Here is a 13898-nt window from a genome sequence, read left to right on the forward strand (position 1 = left end):
CCGATCAGAGTGTCACGTTCGTACCCGTCTCCTGATCGAAGATCGCGACCTTCGCGGGGTCGAACCACAACTGCACGGTTGCGCCCTGGGCCGCCTTCGACTCCACCGGCAACCTGGCGACCAGGGAATCGGCCGACAGGTCGGCGCCCGAGTCTGCGGCGAGTTCGTCGAGATCCTTGGACTGCACGCCGGGCCCCTCGGCCGTGAAGTACGCGAACTTGTCCGATCCCATCGACTCGAGCACGTCCACCACTGCGGAGAACGTCACACCCGCTTCGCGCTGCGCGGGATCGAGCAGGTCGGCGTCCTCGAGGTGCTCCGGGCGGATACCGACGACGACCTCCCGTGAAGGATTGTGGCGGCGTACCACCTCCCAGCGATCGTCGGGCAGCCGGAACTCCCCGAAGGGAGCGCGTATCGCACCGTTCTCGAGGTGCGCGGGGACGAAGTTCATCGACGGTGAGCCGATGAAACCTGCGACGAACAGATTGCGCGGATGATCGTAGAGTTCCTGCGGGGCGCCGACCTGCTGGACGAACCCGCCCCGCATCACGACCACACGGTCGCCGAGCGTCATCGCTTCGGTCTGATCGTGGGTGACATAGACCGTCGTGGTGCCGAGCCGCTTCTGCAGTCTCGCGATCTCGGTCCGCATCTGTACCCGCAGCTTGGCATCGAGGTTGGACAGCGGTTCGTCCATCAGGAATGCCTTGGGGCTGCGCACGATTGCGCGGCCCATCGCCACGCGCTGCCGCTGACCGCCGGACAGATTGCCCGGCTTGCGGTCGAGATGCTGTGTCAGGTCGAGGATTCGGGCCGCCTCCTCCACCTTCCGCGCGATCTCGTCCTTGGGCATCTTCGCGAGCGTCAAGGGGAACGCGATGTTGTCGCGCACCGACATGTGCGGATACAGGGCATACGACTGGAACACCATCGCGATGTCGCGATCCTTGGGAGCACGTTCGTTGACGCGCTCGCCTCCGATACGCAGTTCTCCGTCGGAGATGTCCTCGAGACCGGCGATCATGTTGAGAGTCGTGGACTTTCCACAGCCCGACGGGCCGACGAGGATGACGAACTCGCCGTCGGCGATCTCGAGGTCCACGTCGCTGACGGCCTTCGCCCCGTCGGGATATTCCTTGGTCACCCTGTCGAGCACGATCTCTGCCACGACACTCACCCCTTCACTGCACCGGAGGTCAGACCGGCGACGATTCGACGTTGGAAGATCAGGACGAACACGATGATGGGGATCGTGATGACCACTGCGGCGGCCGCGATCGATCCGGTCGGTTCCTCGAACTGCGAGGCACCCGTGAAGTTCGCGATCGCCGCGGGTGCAGTGATGGACCGTTCCGTGGACGTGAGGGAGATCGCGAACAGCAGGTCGTTCCAGCAGAAGATGAACACGAGGATGGCGGCGGTGATGATGCCGGGAGCGGCGAGCGGAGCGACGACCTTGCGGAATGCCTGCCCTGGTGTGGCCCCGTCCATCTTCGCGGCCTTCTCGAGTTCCCAGGGGATCTCCTTGAAGAAGGCCGAGAGCGTGTAGATCGCGAGCGGCAGCGAGAACGTGATGTAGGGAATGATCAGTGCCGCCCAGGTATCGAACAACCCGAGCCCGCGCATGATCTCGAACAGCGGGCTCACGAGCGAGATCTGGGGGAACATCGCGATGAGCAGGGCCACCCCCACCAAAATCTTCTTACCCGGGAAGTCGAGCCTGGCGATCGCGTAGGCCGCCATCGTGCCGAGAACCACCGCGATGAAGGTCGCGATCAGCCCGATACCGATCGAATTGAACAGGGCGCTGGTGAAGGCATCGGTGCGGAAGATCCCGCGATAGTTGTCCAGCGTCCACTGCTGCGGGATGAAGTTGCCGTCCTGGATGGTGCCCGGTGGCTTGAACGACAGGCTGGCGATCCACAGCACCGGCACGAGCGCGTAGAGCAGCACGAGCAGGTTCACCGCCGACCACGAGAGGGTCCGTTTCCTGGTCTCGGCCATCACCGTCCCCCTTCCGAGCCGGGCGCGGACGCACCGAACAACTTGATGAACACGAACGCGATGATCGCCACGCACAGGAAGATCAGGACACTGATCGCCGATCCGATACCGAGATTGAAGGCGCGGAACAGATTGTCGTAGCCGAGGATCGACAACGATGCGGTGCCGTTGGAACCACGCGTGAGGACGTAGATGTTGTCGAAGATGCGGAACGCGTCGAGGGTGCGGAAGAGCAACGCGACGAGGATCGCCGGCTTCATCAGCGGCACGATGATACGTATCAGCCGCGTCCAGGCGCCGGCGCCGTCCACCTGTGCCGCCTTGAGCAGGTCGTCGGGGACGAGTGCGAGACCGGCGAGCAGCAGCAGAGCCATGAAGGGCGTGGTCTTCCAGACCTCGGCGAGCACGATGATCGCGAGGGACGGGAGCTGGTCGGTGAGCGGGGCACTGCCCTGGGGCAGAAGGTTCGCCAGATACCCGGTGCCGGGCGTCCACGCGTAGTACCAGCTGTACGCGGCGGCGACGGTGACGATGCCGTAGGGAATCAGCACCACCGTCCGCACGATCCCCTTGCCGACGATGGTGCGATGCATGACCAGCGCGATCGCCAGTCCGAGCACGAACTCGATCGCGACGGAGACCACCGTGATGATCGAGGTGACGAAGAATGCCTGCCACCAGAATCCGTCCGTGAGCACCGCGACGTAGTTGGACAGCCCGACGAACCGCCGCTCGTCGGGGAACCGCAGATCGTAGCGTTGCAGGCTCAGCCAGACGGCATATCCCACCGGATATGCCGTCACCGCGAGCATCACGAAGGCTGCGGGTGCGATGAGCAGCAGACCCAATCGCCTTTCGGCCTTCTTGCCTTCGGACAGCGCCACTTTCGCCCTGCCCGACGACTCCGGCGGTGTCCGGTCGGTACTTTTCGGTTCGACGGCGGTCACGGGATCAGTCCTTCCGAGTTGACCGCCTTACGGACCTGTTCGGCGAGTTCCTCGACCGTGCGAGGCGGATCGATCCGATCGACCGGGTTGAGGGTGGCGGTCACCAGAGTCGAAATACTCTGATAAGCAGGCGAAGCGGGTCGTACGGCGGCATTCTCGAGCCCGGCGCGCACTTCACGCCAGGCCGGATAGGCCTCCTGGAAGGCGGGATCGTCGTACAACGACGCGAGTGTGGGCGGTACGCCCCCGCCGATGGCATTGTTGCGCTGGTTCTCCTCGTTGCGCAGGCACTGCATCGCCTCGAACGCGAGGTCCGGATACTTGCTCGTGCGGGCCACTCCGATGTTGAAACCGCCGATGGTGACCTGGGCCGGCTCTCCCGGTATCACCGAAGGATACGGTGCAGGAAGGAAGTTCTGCTCACCGTCGACGGTCAGGACCGTGTTCCCGGTGTTCTCGGAGGTGACGTTCCCGTTCTCGTCGATGAAGGGAAGAGCGGCCTCGTTCTCGAGGATGCCCGGGAGCACGAACGGCCAATTGACCTGGAATGCGGTGCGCCCGCTCTCCATCCCGAGTCGCACGGCGGCTTCGTCGGCCTGGTTCAGGGAAGGATCGGCACCCGGTGCCGTGGCGACGCTCTTCATGATGTCGAGGGCGGTCACCGCCGCGTCGCCGTCGGTAAGGGTGACGGTGACGCCGTCCTCACCGACGACGGAACCTCCGGCACTCGCGAGAAGGGTGTTGAACCACACCATCAATCCCTCGTACTGCCGTCCCTGCACACCGATCCACGACGGCCGGCCCTCCTCGGCCAGAGCACTCGCGATCTCGATCATCTCGTCCCAGGTCTGTGGGGGCCGACCATCCGGCATGAGATCTGCTCGATACCACAGCAATTGGGTGTTCGTGTTGAGCGGCGCGGCGTACAACCGGTCCTGCCAGGTCGCGGATTCGAGCGGCCCTTCGAGGGTGCCCTCGGACACCGCGGCGGCCACATCGTCGGGCAGCGGCAACGCCCATCCCGCCTCCGCGAACTCCGCGGTCCACACCACGTCGAGGGTCATGAGGTCGAGTCCCGGATCGCCTCCGGTCAACCGTCTGGCCAACTGCAGTCGCTGGTCGTCGGCGTTCTTCGGCAACGTCTGCTGCACCACCCGGTATCGGCCTCCGGCCTCCTCGGTGCACACTTCGGCGGCCTGCGCGTACTGCTCGGCGCCATCGGCTGCGGTGTAGAAATTGAGGACGATGCCCTCGTCGCCGCTACCGCACGCGGCCAGACCCGACGCCAGGAGCACCGCGGCCGCGGACGCCGCGACCCCGTGACTCATCCTCCGTCTCATGCGTCCCTCCGCTCGAACCGGGGACCTCGTGTGATCCGACGATAACGCCCGTACCGGCCAGGCGGAGCAAAACGAGCAGGGCATCCCGGCGCAGGCCTGCCGGGGCGACGGCACCGACGGATCGTCGCCTCAGAAGGACGTTCCCGCGAAAGGAACACACGGCCAGGAGAAGAGGAGATCGGCCGTGTCCACCGCCTCGGGGCGGTGCACGCGGACACGCCCCGCGGCGGCCATACGCTGCCAGCTCACCCCTCCGAGCAGGAGCGCGCCGAGGTCGGCGACGTCGACCGAGAGGTCTGCTTCCGTGCCGGCGGAGCACCGTCTCACCCCGTCCGGCGAGATCTCGAACGTCCCCGAATTGTCGCGGAACAGGGAGTCCGTGACCTCCACCCCGACGGAGCCCGATCCGCGCCAGGTGCGTGCCGCGAGTGCGCGCTCGAGGTCCAGGATGCGCAACCACGTCTCGTCGGAGACCGAGCGGATCTCCGCGGCCCGCGGGTCGCGCAGCAACAGGGCGAGCGTGTCGTCCTCCGGCAGCGCCGCGAACCGCAACTTCTCGACCAGGTCGAGACCGAGCAGGAACCGCAGGAGACCCGCGTGTGCCTCGGGCGACGGGGCGAAGAAGTCGTCGACGGCGACCGTGCGACCGGTGAACCACCGCTGGGTGTCGAGGGGGCGGTAGCAGGCGAAACCGTTCTCCTGTCCCGGTTCGCCGTGCACCACGACGTACATCGGTTCCGTGATCGAGTCCGCGCGCCGCCGCTGCGAGTTCCACCAGTAGCCGGACCGGTCGATCGTGCCCGGACGCGACGGCAGATGGCGGGAATGGATCTCGGCCAGTACCTCCCACCTGTCGGGGCGTGTCAGCAACCGCACCGGCCCGGACTCGGGGACGTCGGGACGCAGCGCAGCTCGGCGCACGTCGACCTCGACGGACACGGAGGTGGACGCGACGCCGTAACCGAACCGGCCGTAGATCGTCGCTTCGGACGCGCGCAGGGTCGCGACGAGCTCACCGCGATCCCGGGCATCACTCAGCTGCCGCCGCACGAGCCCGGAGACCACTCCGCGCCGCGTGTGCGTCGGCAGCACGCCGACGTGGGTGACCGCAGCATGAGGTATCCGTGCGCCGCCCGGCAGGGTCAACCTTCCGCTCGTCGCGTCGACGGTGCCGACGAGCATGCCGTCGAGGAAGGAACCCCACGTGCGACCGGGCTCGAGAAACCGGCTCGCGGCCCCCTCCGGGAGCTCCCACCACGACGGCAGAGCCACCATCGCCGTGCGGAACAGCGCCGCCGCCTCCCCCAGTTCGGCCTCCGATTCGAGGATCCTGATCTCCGGCTCCACGCGCTCACCCATGGCGGCGACACTATCGGCACCCGAACTCGGCTCACGGACGAACGGCCACGCCGTTCGATGCGGAGCCGCCGGGCGGGTAGGTTGCCACCGTGCGACGCGAGTGGGATCCAGCAGATACCGGGGTGTTGCAGCTGCCGTCCGGCCGGCTGGTGCGGGGACGCGGGATGCACCGGGACGCACCGGACGAACCGCTTCCCGATTTCGGGGTGTACCTGCTGTCGCGCCCGCCGCTTCCGTTCGAGTGGGAGTCGCGCTGGATCCGCTGGCCCGATTTCCGGACGCCGCACGATCCCGAGGACGCGCACGCCGTTCTGTACGAGGCCTGGGTCCGGTCGGGGCGGCAACGGGTGGAGATCGCCTGCGGTCGGGGACGTGGCCGGACGGGAACCGCGCTCGCGTGCCTCGCCGTCCTCGATGGGCTCTCCCCCGATGAAGCCGTCGAGTTCGTGCGGCGGCACTATCATCCGCGCGCGGTCGAGACACCCTGGCAACGCCGGTTCGTCGCGCGATCGCAGACCTGACCGGTCAGTTCTTCGTGCGCGCCAGATGCGCCTCGGCCGCCGAGACGGCACGTTCGGCTGCCACCGCCCGCTTCTTCGCCTCGGCGGCGGCGCGCCGCGCGAAGGTGCGCTGGTGCTCGGCGTGTTCGAGAGCGGCTCGCAGGTCGGCGACCTCGGCCTCGTGACGGTCGAGCTCCCGTTCCGCTGTCGTCGCGGCTTCGCGGGCCTCCTGCGCCGCGTCGTGTGCGGAGTCCAGTGCGGCGGCAGCCTCGTCGATCGCTGCTTCGCGCGCCGCGCGCGCGGTCGCGGCGCGGGCCGATTCGGTGCGTTGATTCCTGCTCGGCGCTGCGCCGGTGGTGCCCGCCCGCTCGGCGACGCATCCGTGCTTCTCCGGTTCCGCCGCGTCGTCCTCCGCATCGGGCACGACGGTGAGCGGCATCGCGGACAGATCCCCGAAGCCGTCGGCCTCGACGACCGCATCGAGGTGCCCTCGGCGTACCCGCTCACCGATCTCGGGATCGGCGAGCGCGGCATTGAGGGTGCGTCCCACCTCGCGCACTGCGCCCTCCGAGACGGTGCGCCCGCGTTCGGCGGCGAGCGCGCCCGCTTCGCGCTCGAGCGCGGCCACCACCCGGCGACGCTGTTCCGAGAGCTTCCGCAGGTCGCTGCCCGACAGTCGGCGTTGGGCGGTCCGCAGCGCGGAACCGATGTCGAACAGCGCCGCGAGTTCGTCGCCCCGCTCGCGGGCGAGGAGGTTGACCATCCAGGCCGCGACCGTCGGCTTGCGCAGCCGGCCGATGGCCGCCGTCAGTTCCCGGTCCCCCGCGTCACGGGCCCGGGCCGCGAACTCGGATCGGGCAGCCACGAAGTCGCCTGGGTCGAGGCCGTAGAGCGTGTCGGCCACCGAATCGAGGTCGGGCATGTCCTCGACACTAGTGGCGCGAGGCGCCTCGCGACGAGTGACGACTCACGAGGTCTGCCCCCGGCGGTCGCCGCGCCGCCGGACGATCAGATCGCGAGCTTGGCGAGGATGTCGCGTGCCTGTTCGGCGTTACGCGGCTGGCACAGCACGTCGTACCTGCCCGCGACCAGCTGCATGGTCGACGAGAAGTCGCGCTGACCACGGGTCGCGGCATAGGGAATGGTGGCGGAGATGAGGCCGAAGACGATGCCGCCGACGAGACCGACGAGCAGCGGGCCCAGGAAGTCGGTCGAGAAGATCCCGAGCAGCAGGCCGAAGAACACGCCGAGCCACGCACCGGAGACGATGCCGCCACCGATCACCTTGGGCCATGTGAGCCGGCCGGTGACCCTCTCGACCTGCATGAGATCGACACCGACGATCGTCACGTCCTCGACGGCGAAGTTCTGGTCGGCCAGATGGTCCACCGCGCGCTGCGCTTCGGCGTAGGTCGGGTACGAACCGACCGGCCAGCCCGTGGGAGGAGTCGGCAGACCGGGTACCTGACGACCGGGTCCGAGGGGATTCGTCATCTGATGTTCGGCTCCTTCGCGATACGCGCCGACCGTCGCGGCGTGTCGTTCCCCATTCTGCCCCGAAGTACGGCACCGCCGCCGCGACTACCCGTCCGATATGTACTCTTCTTCTCTCCTCGCTACCGCGTCGGCGGTTCGAAGGTCTGCGTTCGCTGCAGTCCGGCCGCGCGGCCCTTCGCCGAGATCACCAGAGCCATCTTCCGACTCGCCTCGTCGATCATCTCGTCGCCGAGCATGGCCGCGCCACGGGCGCCGCCCTCCGCCGAGGTGTGCCATTCGTAGGCGTCGAGGATGAGTTCGGCCTTGTCGTAGTCCTCCTGGCGGGGACTGAAGACCTCGTTCGCCGCGTCGATCTGGCTGGGATGCAGGACCCACTTGCCGTCGAAGCCGAGAGCCGCGGTGCGCTGCGCCGACCGGCGGAAGGCGTCGACGTCGCGGATCTGGAGATAGGGCCCGTCGATGGCCTGCAGGCCGTGCGCCCGCGCCGCCATCAGGATCGTCATGAGGATGTGGTGGTAGGCGTCGCCGCGGTCGTACCCCTCGGGCTGCTCGCCGACGACGAGAGTGCGCATGTTGATGCTGGCCATGAAGTCCGCGGGACCGAAGACGAGCGTCTGCACCCGCGGACTCGCGGTCGCGATCTCGTCGATCCTGGTCAGCCCCATCGCGTTCTCGATCTGAGGTTCGATACCGATGCGTCCCACCTCGAGACCGTGTGCCTTCTCGACCTGCGTGAGGAGCAGATCGAGCGCCTTCACGTGACTCGCGTCGGGGACCTTCGGCAGCAGGACGGCGTCGAGGTTCGCCCCCGCACCCCCGACCACCGTCGCCACGTCGAGATAGGTCGCGTCCGTGGTCCAGTCGTTGACCCGCACGACCTTGATCTGGTCGCCCCAGCCGTCCTCGTTCAGCGCTTCGACGATCGTCGTGCGCGCCTGCTCCTTCGCCAGCGGTGAGACGGCGTCCTCGAGATCGAGGAAGATCTCGTCGGCGGGAAGGCCCTTGGCCTTGTCGATCATCTTCCGGCTGCTGCCGGGAACCGCGAGCACCGACCGCCGTGGCCTGAACGAAAACGACATGACCTGACCAGACCTCCGAGTTCCGGGAACAGCGTGGGCACGCTCTAGCCTGGCAATCATGGCAGCAGTGAGCAAGGTCTTCGTCGCGCGGCTCGCCGGACTGGTCGTACTCGGCCCCGACGGTGAGTCCGTCGGACGTGTCCGCGACGTCGTGCTGACCATCCGGGTCGGACGTCAGGCACCCCGCGCGCTGGGGCTCGTCGTCGAACTACCGACCCGCAAGCGGATCTTCGTGCCGATGCTGCGGGTGACGGCGATCGAACCGGGTGCGGTCACCCTCGTCACCGGCAACGTGAGTCTGCGCCGGTTCACTCAGCGGCCGTCGGAGGTACTCGCTCTCGGCCAGGTCCTCGATTCCCGCGTGCGCGTCGACGATCCGGAGCTTCCCGACCTGATGGGTGTCGATTCGGTGGTCGTGGATCTGGGGCTCGAGCTGATGCGCACGCGCGACTGGGTGGTCGCCCGCGTCGCGGTGCGCCGTCATCGCGGCCGGCTCGCACGCCGCTCCCCCATCCACATCGTGGAATGGCCGCACGTACACGGACTGACCCAGCAGGCCCTGTCGATGCCGGGACAGGGTGTCGCGCAATTGCTCCTGCAGTTCGAGGACATGCGACCGGCCGACGTCGCAAACGCGCTGCGGGATCTGCCGGTGAAGAGGCGCACGGAGGTCGCCGTGGCCCTCGACGACGAACGTCTCGCAGACATCGTGCAGGAGTTGCCTTCCGACGATCAGACCGAGCTGCTCACCCGGCTCGGCCTCGATCGCGCGGTCGCGGTGCTCGAGGCGATGGATCCCGACGATGCCGCCGACCTACTCGGTGAGTTGCCCGCCACGGATGCGGAATCGTTCCTGCAGCGGATGGATCCCGAGGATTCCGAGCCGGTCCGACGCCTGCTCGAACACTCCCCCGACACCGCCGGTGGTCTGATGACGCCCGAGCCGGTCGTCCTGACTCCGGCTACCACGGTTGCGGAAGCCCTTGCGCGGGCGCGCAATCCGGATCTGAGTCCGGCCCTGGCGTCGATGGTGTTCGTCGTCCGGCCGCCCACCGCGACACCCACCGGCAAGTACCTCGGCTGCGTCCATCTGCAACGATTACTGCGGGAACCGCCCGCAAGCCTGGTGGGTGGGGTCGTCGACGACGATCTGCCGCGCCTGGCTCCCGACGACGCGCTGACCACCGTCACCCGCTATTTCGCGACCTACAACCTGGTCTGCGGTCCGGTGGTGGACGACGAAGGACACCTGCTCGGCGCGGTGAGTGTCGACGACGTGCTCGACCATCTGCTGCCCGAGGACTGGCGCGAGGAGGACATCGAGGATGAGTGACCGCAGCACGCAGGGCCGCTCGCGCCTCGAGACCCCTCAGGCGTCGCGGTTCCGGTTCAACTTCGACGCCGAGGCGGTCGGGCGCGTCAGCGAATCGATCGCCCGGTTCCTCGGGACGGGCCGGTATCTCGCCATCCAGACGATCGTCGTGATCGTCTGGATCCTGCTCAACGTCGCCGCGGTCGGGCTCCAGTGGGATCCCTATCCGTTCATCCTTCTCAACCTGGCCTTCTCCACGCAGGCGGCCTATGCGGCACCGCTGATCCTGCTGGCGCAGAACCGGCAGGAGAACCGGGACCGGGTGTCGCTCGAGGAGGACCGTGCCCGCGCCGAGCAGACCAAGGCGGACACCGAATTCCTGGCACGGGAGCTGGCGGCCCTGCGGCTTGCGGTGGGCGAGGTCGCCACACGCGACTATCTGCGCCGTGAACTCGACGACCTGCGTGCGCTGCTGGTGGACGACGAGACCGAGGACGATCCCGCGAGCCCTCGCCCGCGCGCGCCCCGGCGGTGATCCGGACAATCCGGCCGCCTCGGGACCACGCCTGCACACCCGCGCGCATTCTTCTGTAACCTTCGTCACAGCACCCGGACGGTGGAGAGAAGGATGGTGATCGCGTGCGGTGGAGGGTCGTGCTGACGATGCCGATGATCGTCGCTGCGGGACTCGCGGCGACCGCGTCCTCGGTTACTGTCGTCGCGGAGACCTCGGCCACCGAGCCGGCCCCGGCTGTCGGCGCGACCGGCGTCGGCCTGCTTCCCGGCGAAGTGCGTGAGAGACAACCCTTCCGCAGCCCGGCCGGCGAACCGAGCGAGCCGCTCGCCCAGCTTCCCCCCGCGATCGGAGTGCCCGCCGGCGACCAGGGGGTCCTCGGGGAAGGCCCCCTCGCGATCCCCGAACTCGTGTTCTACGCCTACCGCGCCGCCGAGATGCAGCTGGCCATCGACGCCCCCGAGTGCGGCCTGCCCTGGAATCTGCTCGCCGCGATCGGGCGCCTGAGTTCCGGACACGCCGACGGGGGACGCACCGACATCCTGGGGACGCTGACGACACCGGTGGTCACGCCCGAGGGATCGCTCGGCCCGATGCGCCTCGCTCCGGCGACCTGGGAACGGTATTCCGCCGACGGTAACGCCGACGGCACCGCCGATCCTCAGAACGTCTTCGACGCGACGCTCGCGGCAGGAGCACGGATGTGCGCCGAGGGCGGGAACCTGCGCGAACCCGACGGTGTGGCACGTGCCGTGGCCCTGTTCGATCCGTCTCCGGACTATCTGGCGAACGTGCGGACGTGGTCCGATTCCTACGCGAAGGCCGCCGAGGTCGCCCCTGCCGATCTCGCTCCCGTCCCGGCGCGTCCGGTTCCCGGCGCGGCAGATGTGGCCGCACCCGTGCCGGCTCAGGCGGTCACGGCCCCGACGACCGGGCCGGTGGATCCTCCGGCCGGTGAAAGCATCATCGACATTCCGGATCTTCCGGCGCTGCCTCCCCTGCCGGAGCTGCCCGAAATCCCCTGTCTCGTGCCCGCATTCTGCGAGTAGCCGAGTAGCGAGACCTTCCGCCGACACGCGCGACGCGCGGGTCGGCGGATTTTCGCCGGAACCGAACCGGCGGCCGCCGACCAGCACCGACGTGTCACGTCCGTGCCCGCACTCCCGCGTTACATCACGTTTGAGTAACGGAACAGCATCGAATGCTGTAGCCTCAGCCCGGCATGTAACGAAGGTGTCTCATCAAAGGCACCCGAGGGAGGTTAACCATTGGGCCGGCACGCCAAACCGTCGGATTCGAAGCTTCGGCGTAATTCCGTGATCGCGATGACCGGACTGGTTCCGGTGGGACTGGTCGCCGCAGCGGCGACCACCGCGGGAGCGTCACCGCGGGCCCTGATGGGGGCCGCACAGCACGAGGCCGAACCGACGGCCGCCTCCGCAGGTAGCGCCGGGCTCGCCGAGGCCGTCCCCGCAGGGGTCGCAGCGGTGCAGACCATCATGCTCGAGCCGGAACCCGCGCCCGTGCGCACGTTCAAGGCGGCTCCCGAGCCGGCACCGGAACCCGAGGTCCTCCGCGAAGGCCCCCTGGGCATCCCCGGCATCAACTTCGCCGCCTACCGCAATGCCGAGCGCATCCTCTCCGAGGAGAACCCCTCCTGCGGCATGCACTGGACCCTTCTCGCCGGCATCGGCCGCGTCGAGTCCGGGCACGCCAACGGCGGACGCGCCGACGACAAGGGCAACCTGCTCGAACCCGTCATCGGTCTGCCGCTCGACGGCAGCCTGCCGGGCCAGGCCACGATCTACGACACCGACGGCGGCGCGCTCGACGGCGACACCGTCTACGACCGGGCCGTCGGGCCGATGCAGTTCATCCCCACCACATGGACGCAGTACGCGGGCGACGGCAACGGCGACGGCGTCGCCGATCCGCAGAATCTCTACGATTCGACGCTCACCACCGCGAAGTACCTGTGCGACGGCGGCCTCGACATGCGCAATCTGGCGCACTCGACGAAGGCGATCCACCGCTACAACAACTCCATGGCCTACGTGGCGAACGTCCTCGCCTGGTCGACCGCCTACTCCACCGGCGTCGACCCGAGCCCGGCCGACCTGCCCCGTATCCACTGACGACCGGCCGGGCACCTACCATGGGCCTCATGGCAGTCAGTGAATCCGACGTCCGCAGTGCGCTCGCACGGGTACAGGACCCGGAGATCCGCAAGCCCATCACCGATCTCGGGATGGTCAAGAGCATCGAGATCGGCACCGACGGCAGTGTCGACGTCGCCATCTACCTGACCACCGCCGGGTGCCCCATGCGCACCGAGATCTCCGATCGCGTGACCAAGGCCGTCGCCGACGTCGCCGGAGTCGGCGAAGTTCGCGTGACGCTCGACGTCATGAGCGACGAGCAGCGCACCGAGCTGCGCAAGTCGCTGCGCGGCGACTCCACCGAACCCGTCATCCCCTTCGCCCAGCCGGGTTCGCTGACGCGCGTGTACGCCGTCGCGTCCGGTAAGGGTGGCGTCGGCAAATCGTCGGTGACGGTCAACCTCGCCGCGGCGTTGGCCGCCCGCGGACTGTCCGTGGGTGTTCTCGACGCCGACATCTACGGCCATTCCATCCCCCGGATGCTCGGTACATCGGCGAAACCCACGCAGGTCGAGCGGATGATCATGCCGCCGGTCGCGCACGACGTGAAGATGATCTCGATCGCCCAGTTCACCGAGGGCAACACCCCTGTGGTCTGGCGCGGCCCGATGCTGCACCGTGCCCTGCAGCAGTTCCTCGCCGACGTCTTCTGGGGCGATCTCGACGTTCTGCTGCTCGACCTCCCGCCGGGCACGGGCGACGTCGCGATCTCCGTGGCGCAGTTGATTCCCAACGCGGAGATCCTCGTCGTGACCACGCCGCAGCAGGCGGCGGCCGAGGTCGCCGAGCGTGCCGGTTCGATCGCGCTGCAGACCCGTCAGCGCATCGCCGGCGTGGTCGAGAACATGTCGTGGCTCGAATTGCCCGACGGCACCCGCATGGACGTCTTCGGCACCGGTGGCGGCCAGGCCGTCGCCGAACGCCTCACGCGGGCGGTGGGCGCCACGGTGCCTCTGCTGGGCCAGATCCCGCTCGACCCGGCCATCCGGGAGGCGGGCGACGCAGGCATTCCGATCGTGCTCGGTTCTCCCGACTCGCCACCGGCGGTCGCGATGAAGGAGATCGCGGACAAGCTCGCGGTGCGCAAGCGCGGTCTCGCCGGCATGTCCCTCGGCATCGACACGACGCGCCATCTCTAGGACGGTCCCGATACGACGACGTCCCCGCCGTGCAGCGGGGACGTG

General features: G+C 68.2%; 14 protein-coding genes. 6 read left to right on the forward strand and 8 right to left on the reverse strand.

Annotation, left to right across the window (positions count from 1 at the left end):
- Window positions 1-4 precede the first annotated feature (4 nt).
- The 5 genes from MOM01_RS09670 to MOM01_RS09690 all read right to left on the reverse strand — a co-directional run bounded on the left by MOM01_RS09670 (window position 5) and on the right by MOM01_RS09690 (window position 5653).
- Window positions 5-1171, reverse strand: a complete 1167-nt coding sequence (locus MOM01_RS09670) for an ABC transporter ATP-binding protein (RefSeq protein ID WP_241385492.1) — start codon at window positions 1169-1171, stop codon at window positions 5-7.
- Window positions 1172-1176: 5 nt separating this feature from the next.
- Window positions 1177-2007 (reverse strand): carbohydrate ABC transporter permease, encoded by an 831-nt coding sequence (locus tag MOM01_RS09675; protein WP_241385210.1) that lies wholly within the window; start codon window positions 2005-2007, stop codon window positions 1177-1179.
- The gene (locus tag MOM01_RS09680; RefSeq protein WP_374112287.1) at window positions 2007-2954 is read right to left on the reverse strand and encodes a carbohydrate ABC transporter permease; all 948 of its coding nucleotides are present in this window, start codon (window positions 2952-2954) and stop codon (window positions 2007-2009) included. The genes MOM01_RS09675 and MOM01_RS09680 overlap by 1 nt, the downstream gene beginning before the upstream one ends.
- Window positions 2951-4294, reverse strand: coding sequence for an ABC transporter substrate-binding protein (locus MOM01_RS09685; RefSeq protein ID WP_374112288.1), 1344 nt, complete (start codon window positions 4292-4294; stop codon window positions 2951-2953). Before MOM01_RS09685 ends, MOM01_RS09680 begins: the two co-directional genes overlap by 4 nt.
- 129 nt (window positions 4295-4423) lie before the next feature.
- Window positions 4424-5653, reverse strand: a complete 1230-nt coding sequence (locus MOM01_RS09690; RefSeq protein WP_241385211.1) for a GNAT family N-acetyltransferase — start codon at window positions 5651-5653, stop codon at window positions 4424-4426.
- Window positions 5654-5742: 89 nt separating this feature from the next.
- On the opposite strand from MOM01_RS09690, the gene MOM01_RS09695 reads away from it, so the two are divergent.
- Entirely contained in the window at window positions 5743-6174 is a 432-nt protein-coding gene (locus MOM01_RS09695; protein WP_241385212.1) for a protein-tyrosine phosphatase family protein, read from the forward strand.
- Between the two features lie 4 nt (window positions 6175-6178).
- Here MOM01_RS09695 and MOM01_RS09700 read toward each other — a convergent pair whose 3' ends face one another.
- From MOM01_RS09700 to MOM01_RS09710, 3 genes are all read right to left on the reverse strand, one after another.
- Window positions 6179-7075 carry a hypothetical protein gene (locus tag MOM01_RS09700; RefSeq protein ID WP_241385213.1) on the reverse strand — a complete coding sequence of 299 codons (897 nt, stop codon included), beginning with the start codon at window positions 7073-7075 and terminating at the stop codon, window positions 6179-6181.
- A gap of 86 nt (window positions 7076-7161) precedes the next feature.
- Window positions 7162-7647: a general stress protein gene (locus MOM01_RS09705; RefSeq protein WP_241385214.1), complete on the reverse strand. Its 486-nt coding sequence runs from the start codon at window positions 7645-7647 to the stop codon at window positions 7162-7164.
- Window positions 7648-7769: 122 nt separating this feature from the next.
- A complete protein-coding gene (locus tag MOM01_RS09710) occupies window positions 7770-8729 on the reverse strand; it encodes an HpcH/HpaI aldolase/citrate lyase family protein (RefSeq protein WP_241385215.1) in 960 nt (319 codons plus the stop codon).
- 58 nt (window positions 8730-8787) lie between these two features.
- On the opposite strand from MOM01_RS09710, the gene MOM01_RS09715 reads away from it, so the two are divergent.
- The 5 genes from MOM01_RS09715 (at window position 8788) to MOM01_RS09735 (ending at window position 13853) form a co-directional block, all read left to right on the forward strand.
- Window positions 8788-10062, forward strand: a complete 1275-nt coding sequence (locus tag MOM01_RS09715; RefSeq protein WP_241385216.1) for a magnesium transporter MgtE N-terminal domain-containing protein — start codon at window positions 8788-8790, stop codon at window positions 10060-10062.
- Window positions 10055-10576, forward strand: coding sequence for a DUF1003 domain-containing protein (locus MOM01_RS09720; protein ID WP_241385217.1), 522 nt, complete (start codon window positions 10055-10057; stop codon window positions 10574-10576). Before MOM01_RS09715 ends, MOM01_RS09720 begins: the two co-directional genes overlap by 8 nt.
- Before the next feature lie 104 nt (window positions 10577-10680).
- Entirely contained in the window at window positions 10681-11604 is a 924-nt protein-coding gene (locus MOM01_RS09725) for a lytic transglycosylase domain-containing protein (protein ID WP_241385218.1), read from the forward strand.
- 219 nt (window positions 11605-11823) lie between these two features.
- A complete protein-coding gene (locus MOM01_RS09730; RefSeq protein ID WP_241385219.1) occupies window positions 11824-12690 on the forward strand; it encodes a lytic transglycosylase domain-containing protein in 867 nt (288 codons plus the stop codon).
- Window positions 12691-12719: 29 nt separating this feature from the next.
- A complete protein-coding gene (locus MOM01_RS09735) occupies window positions 12720-13853 on the forward strand; it encodes an Mrp/NBP35 family ATP-binding protein (protein WP_374112289.1) in 1134 nt (377 codons plus the stop codon).
- The last annotated feature ends 45 nt before the right edge of the window (window positions 13854-13898 follow it).

Origin of the sequence: Rhodococcus sp. CH91 (genome assembly GCF_022554085.1) — a bacterium.
Classification (GTDB): Bacteria; Actinomycetota; Actinomycetes; order Mycobacteriales; family Mycobacteriaceae; genus Rhodococcus.

What these genes read in the sequence shown, in the direction of transcription:
- MOM01_RS09690 (WP_241385211.1), bottom strand. Translation starts at nt 5,653, where the DNA reads ATGGGTGAGCGCGTGGAGCCGGAGATCAGGATCCTCGAATCGGAGGCC.
- MOM01_RS09735 (WP_374112289.1), top strand. Translation starts at nt 12,720, where the DNA reads ATGGCAGTCAGTGAATCCGACGTCCGCAGTGCGCTCGCACGGGTACAG.
- MOM01_RS09700 (WP_241385213.1), bottom strand. Translation starts at nt 7,075, where the DNA reads ATGCCCGACCTCGATTCGGTGGCCGACACGCTCTACGGCCTCGACCCA.
- MOM01_RS09675 (WP_241385210.1), bottom strand. Translation starts at nt 2,007, where the DNA reads ATGGCCGAGACCAGGAAACGGACCCTCTCGTGGTCGGCGGTGAACCTG.
- MOM01_RS09720 (WP_241385217.1), top strand. Translation starts at nt 10,055, where the DNA reads ATGAGTGACCGCAGCACGCAGGGCCGCTCGCGCCTCGAGACCCCTCAG.
- MOM01_RS09685 (WP_374112288.1), bottom strand. Translation starts at nt 4,294, where the DNA reads ATGAGACGGAGGATGAGTCACGGGGTCGCGGCGTCCGCGGCCGCGGTG.
- MOM01_RS09705 (WP_241385214.1), bottom strand. Translation starts at nt 7,647, where the DNA reads ATGACGAATCCCCTCGGACCCGGTCGTCAGGTACCCGGTCTGCCGACT.
- MOM01_RS09710 (WP_241385215.1), bottom strand. Translation starts at nt 8,729, where the DNA reads ATGTCGTTTTCGTTCAGGCCACGGCGGTCGGTGCTCGCGGTTCCCGGC.
- MOM01_RS09715 (WP_241385216.1), top strand. Translation starts at nt 8,788, where the DNA reads ATGGCAGCAGTGAGCAAGGTCTTCGTCGCGCGGCTCGCCGGACTGGTC.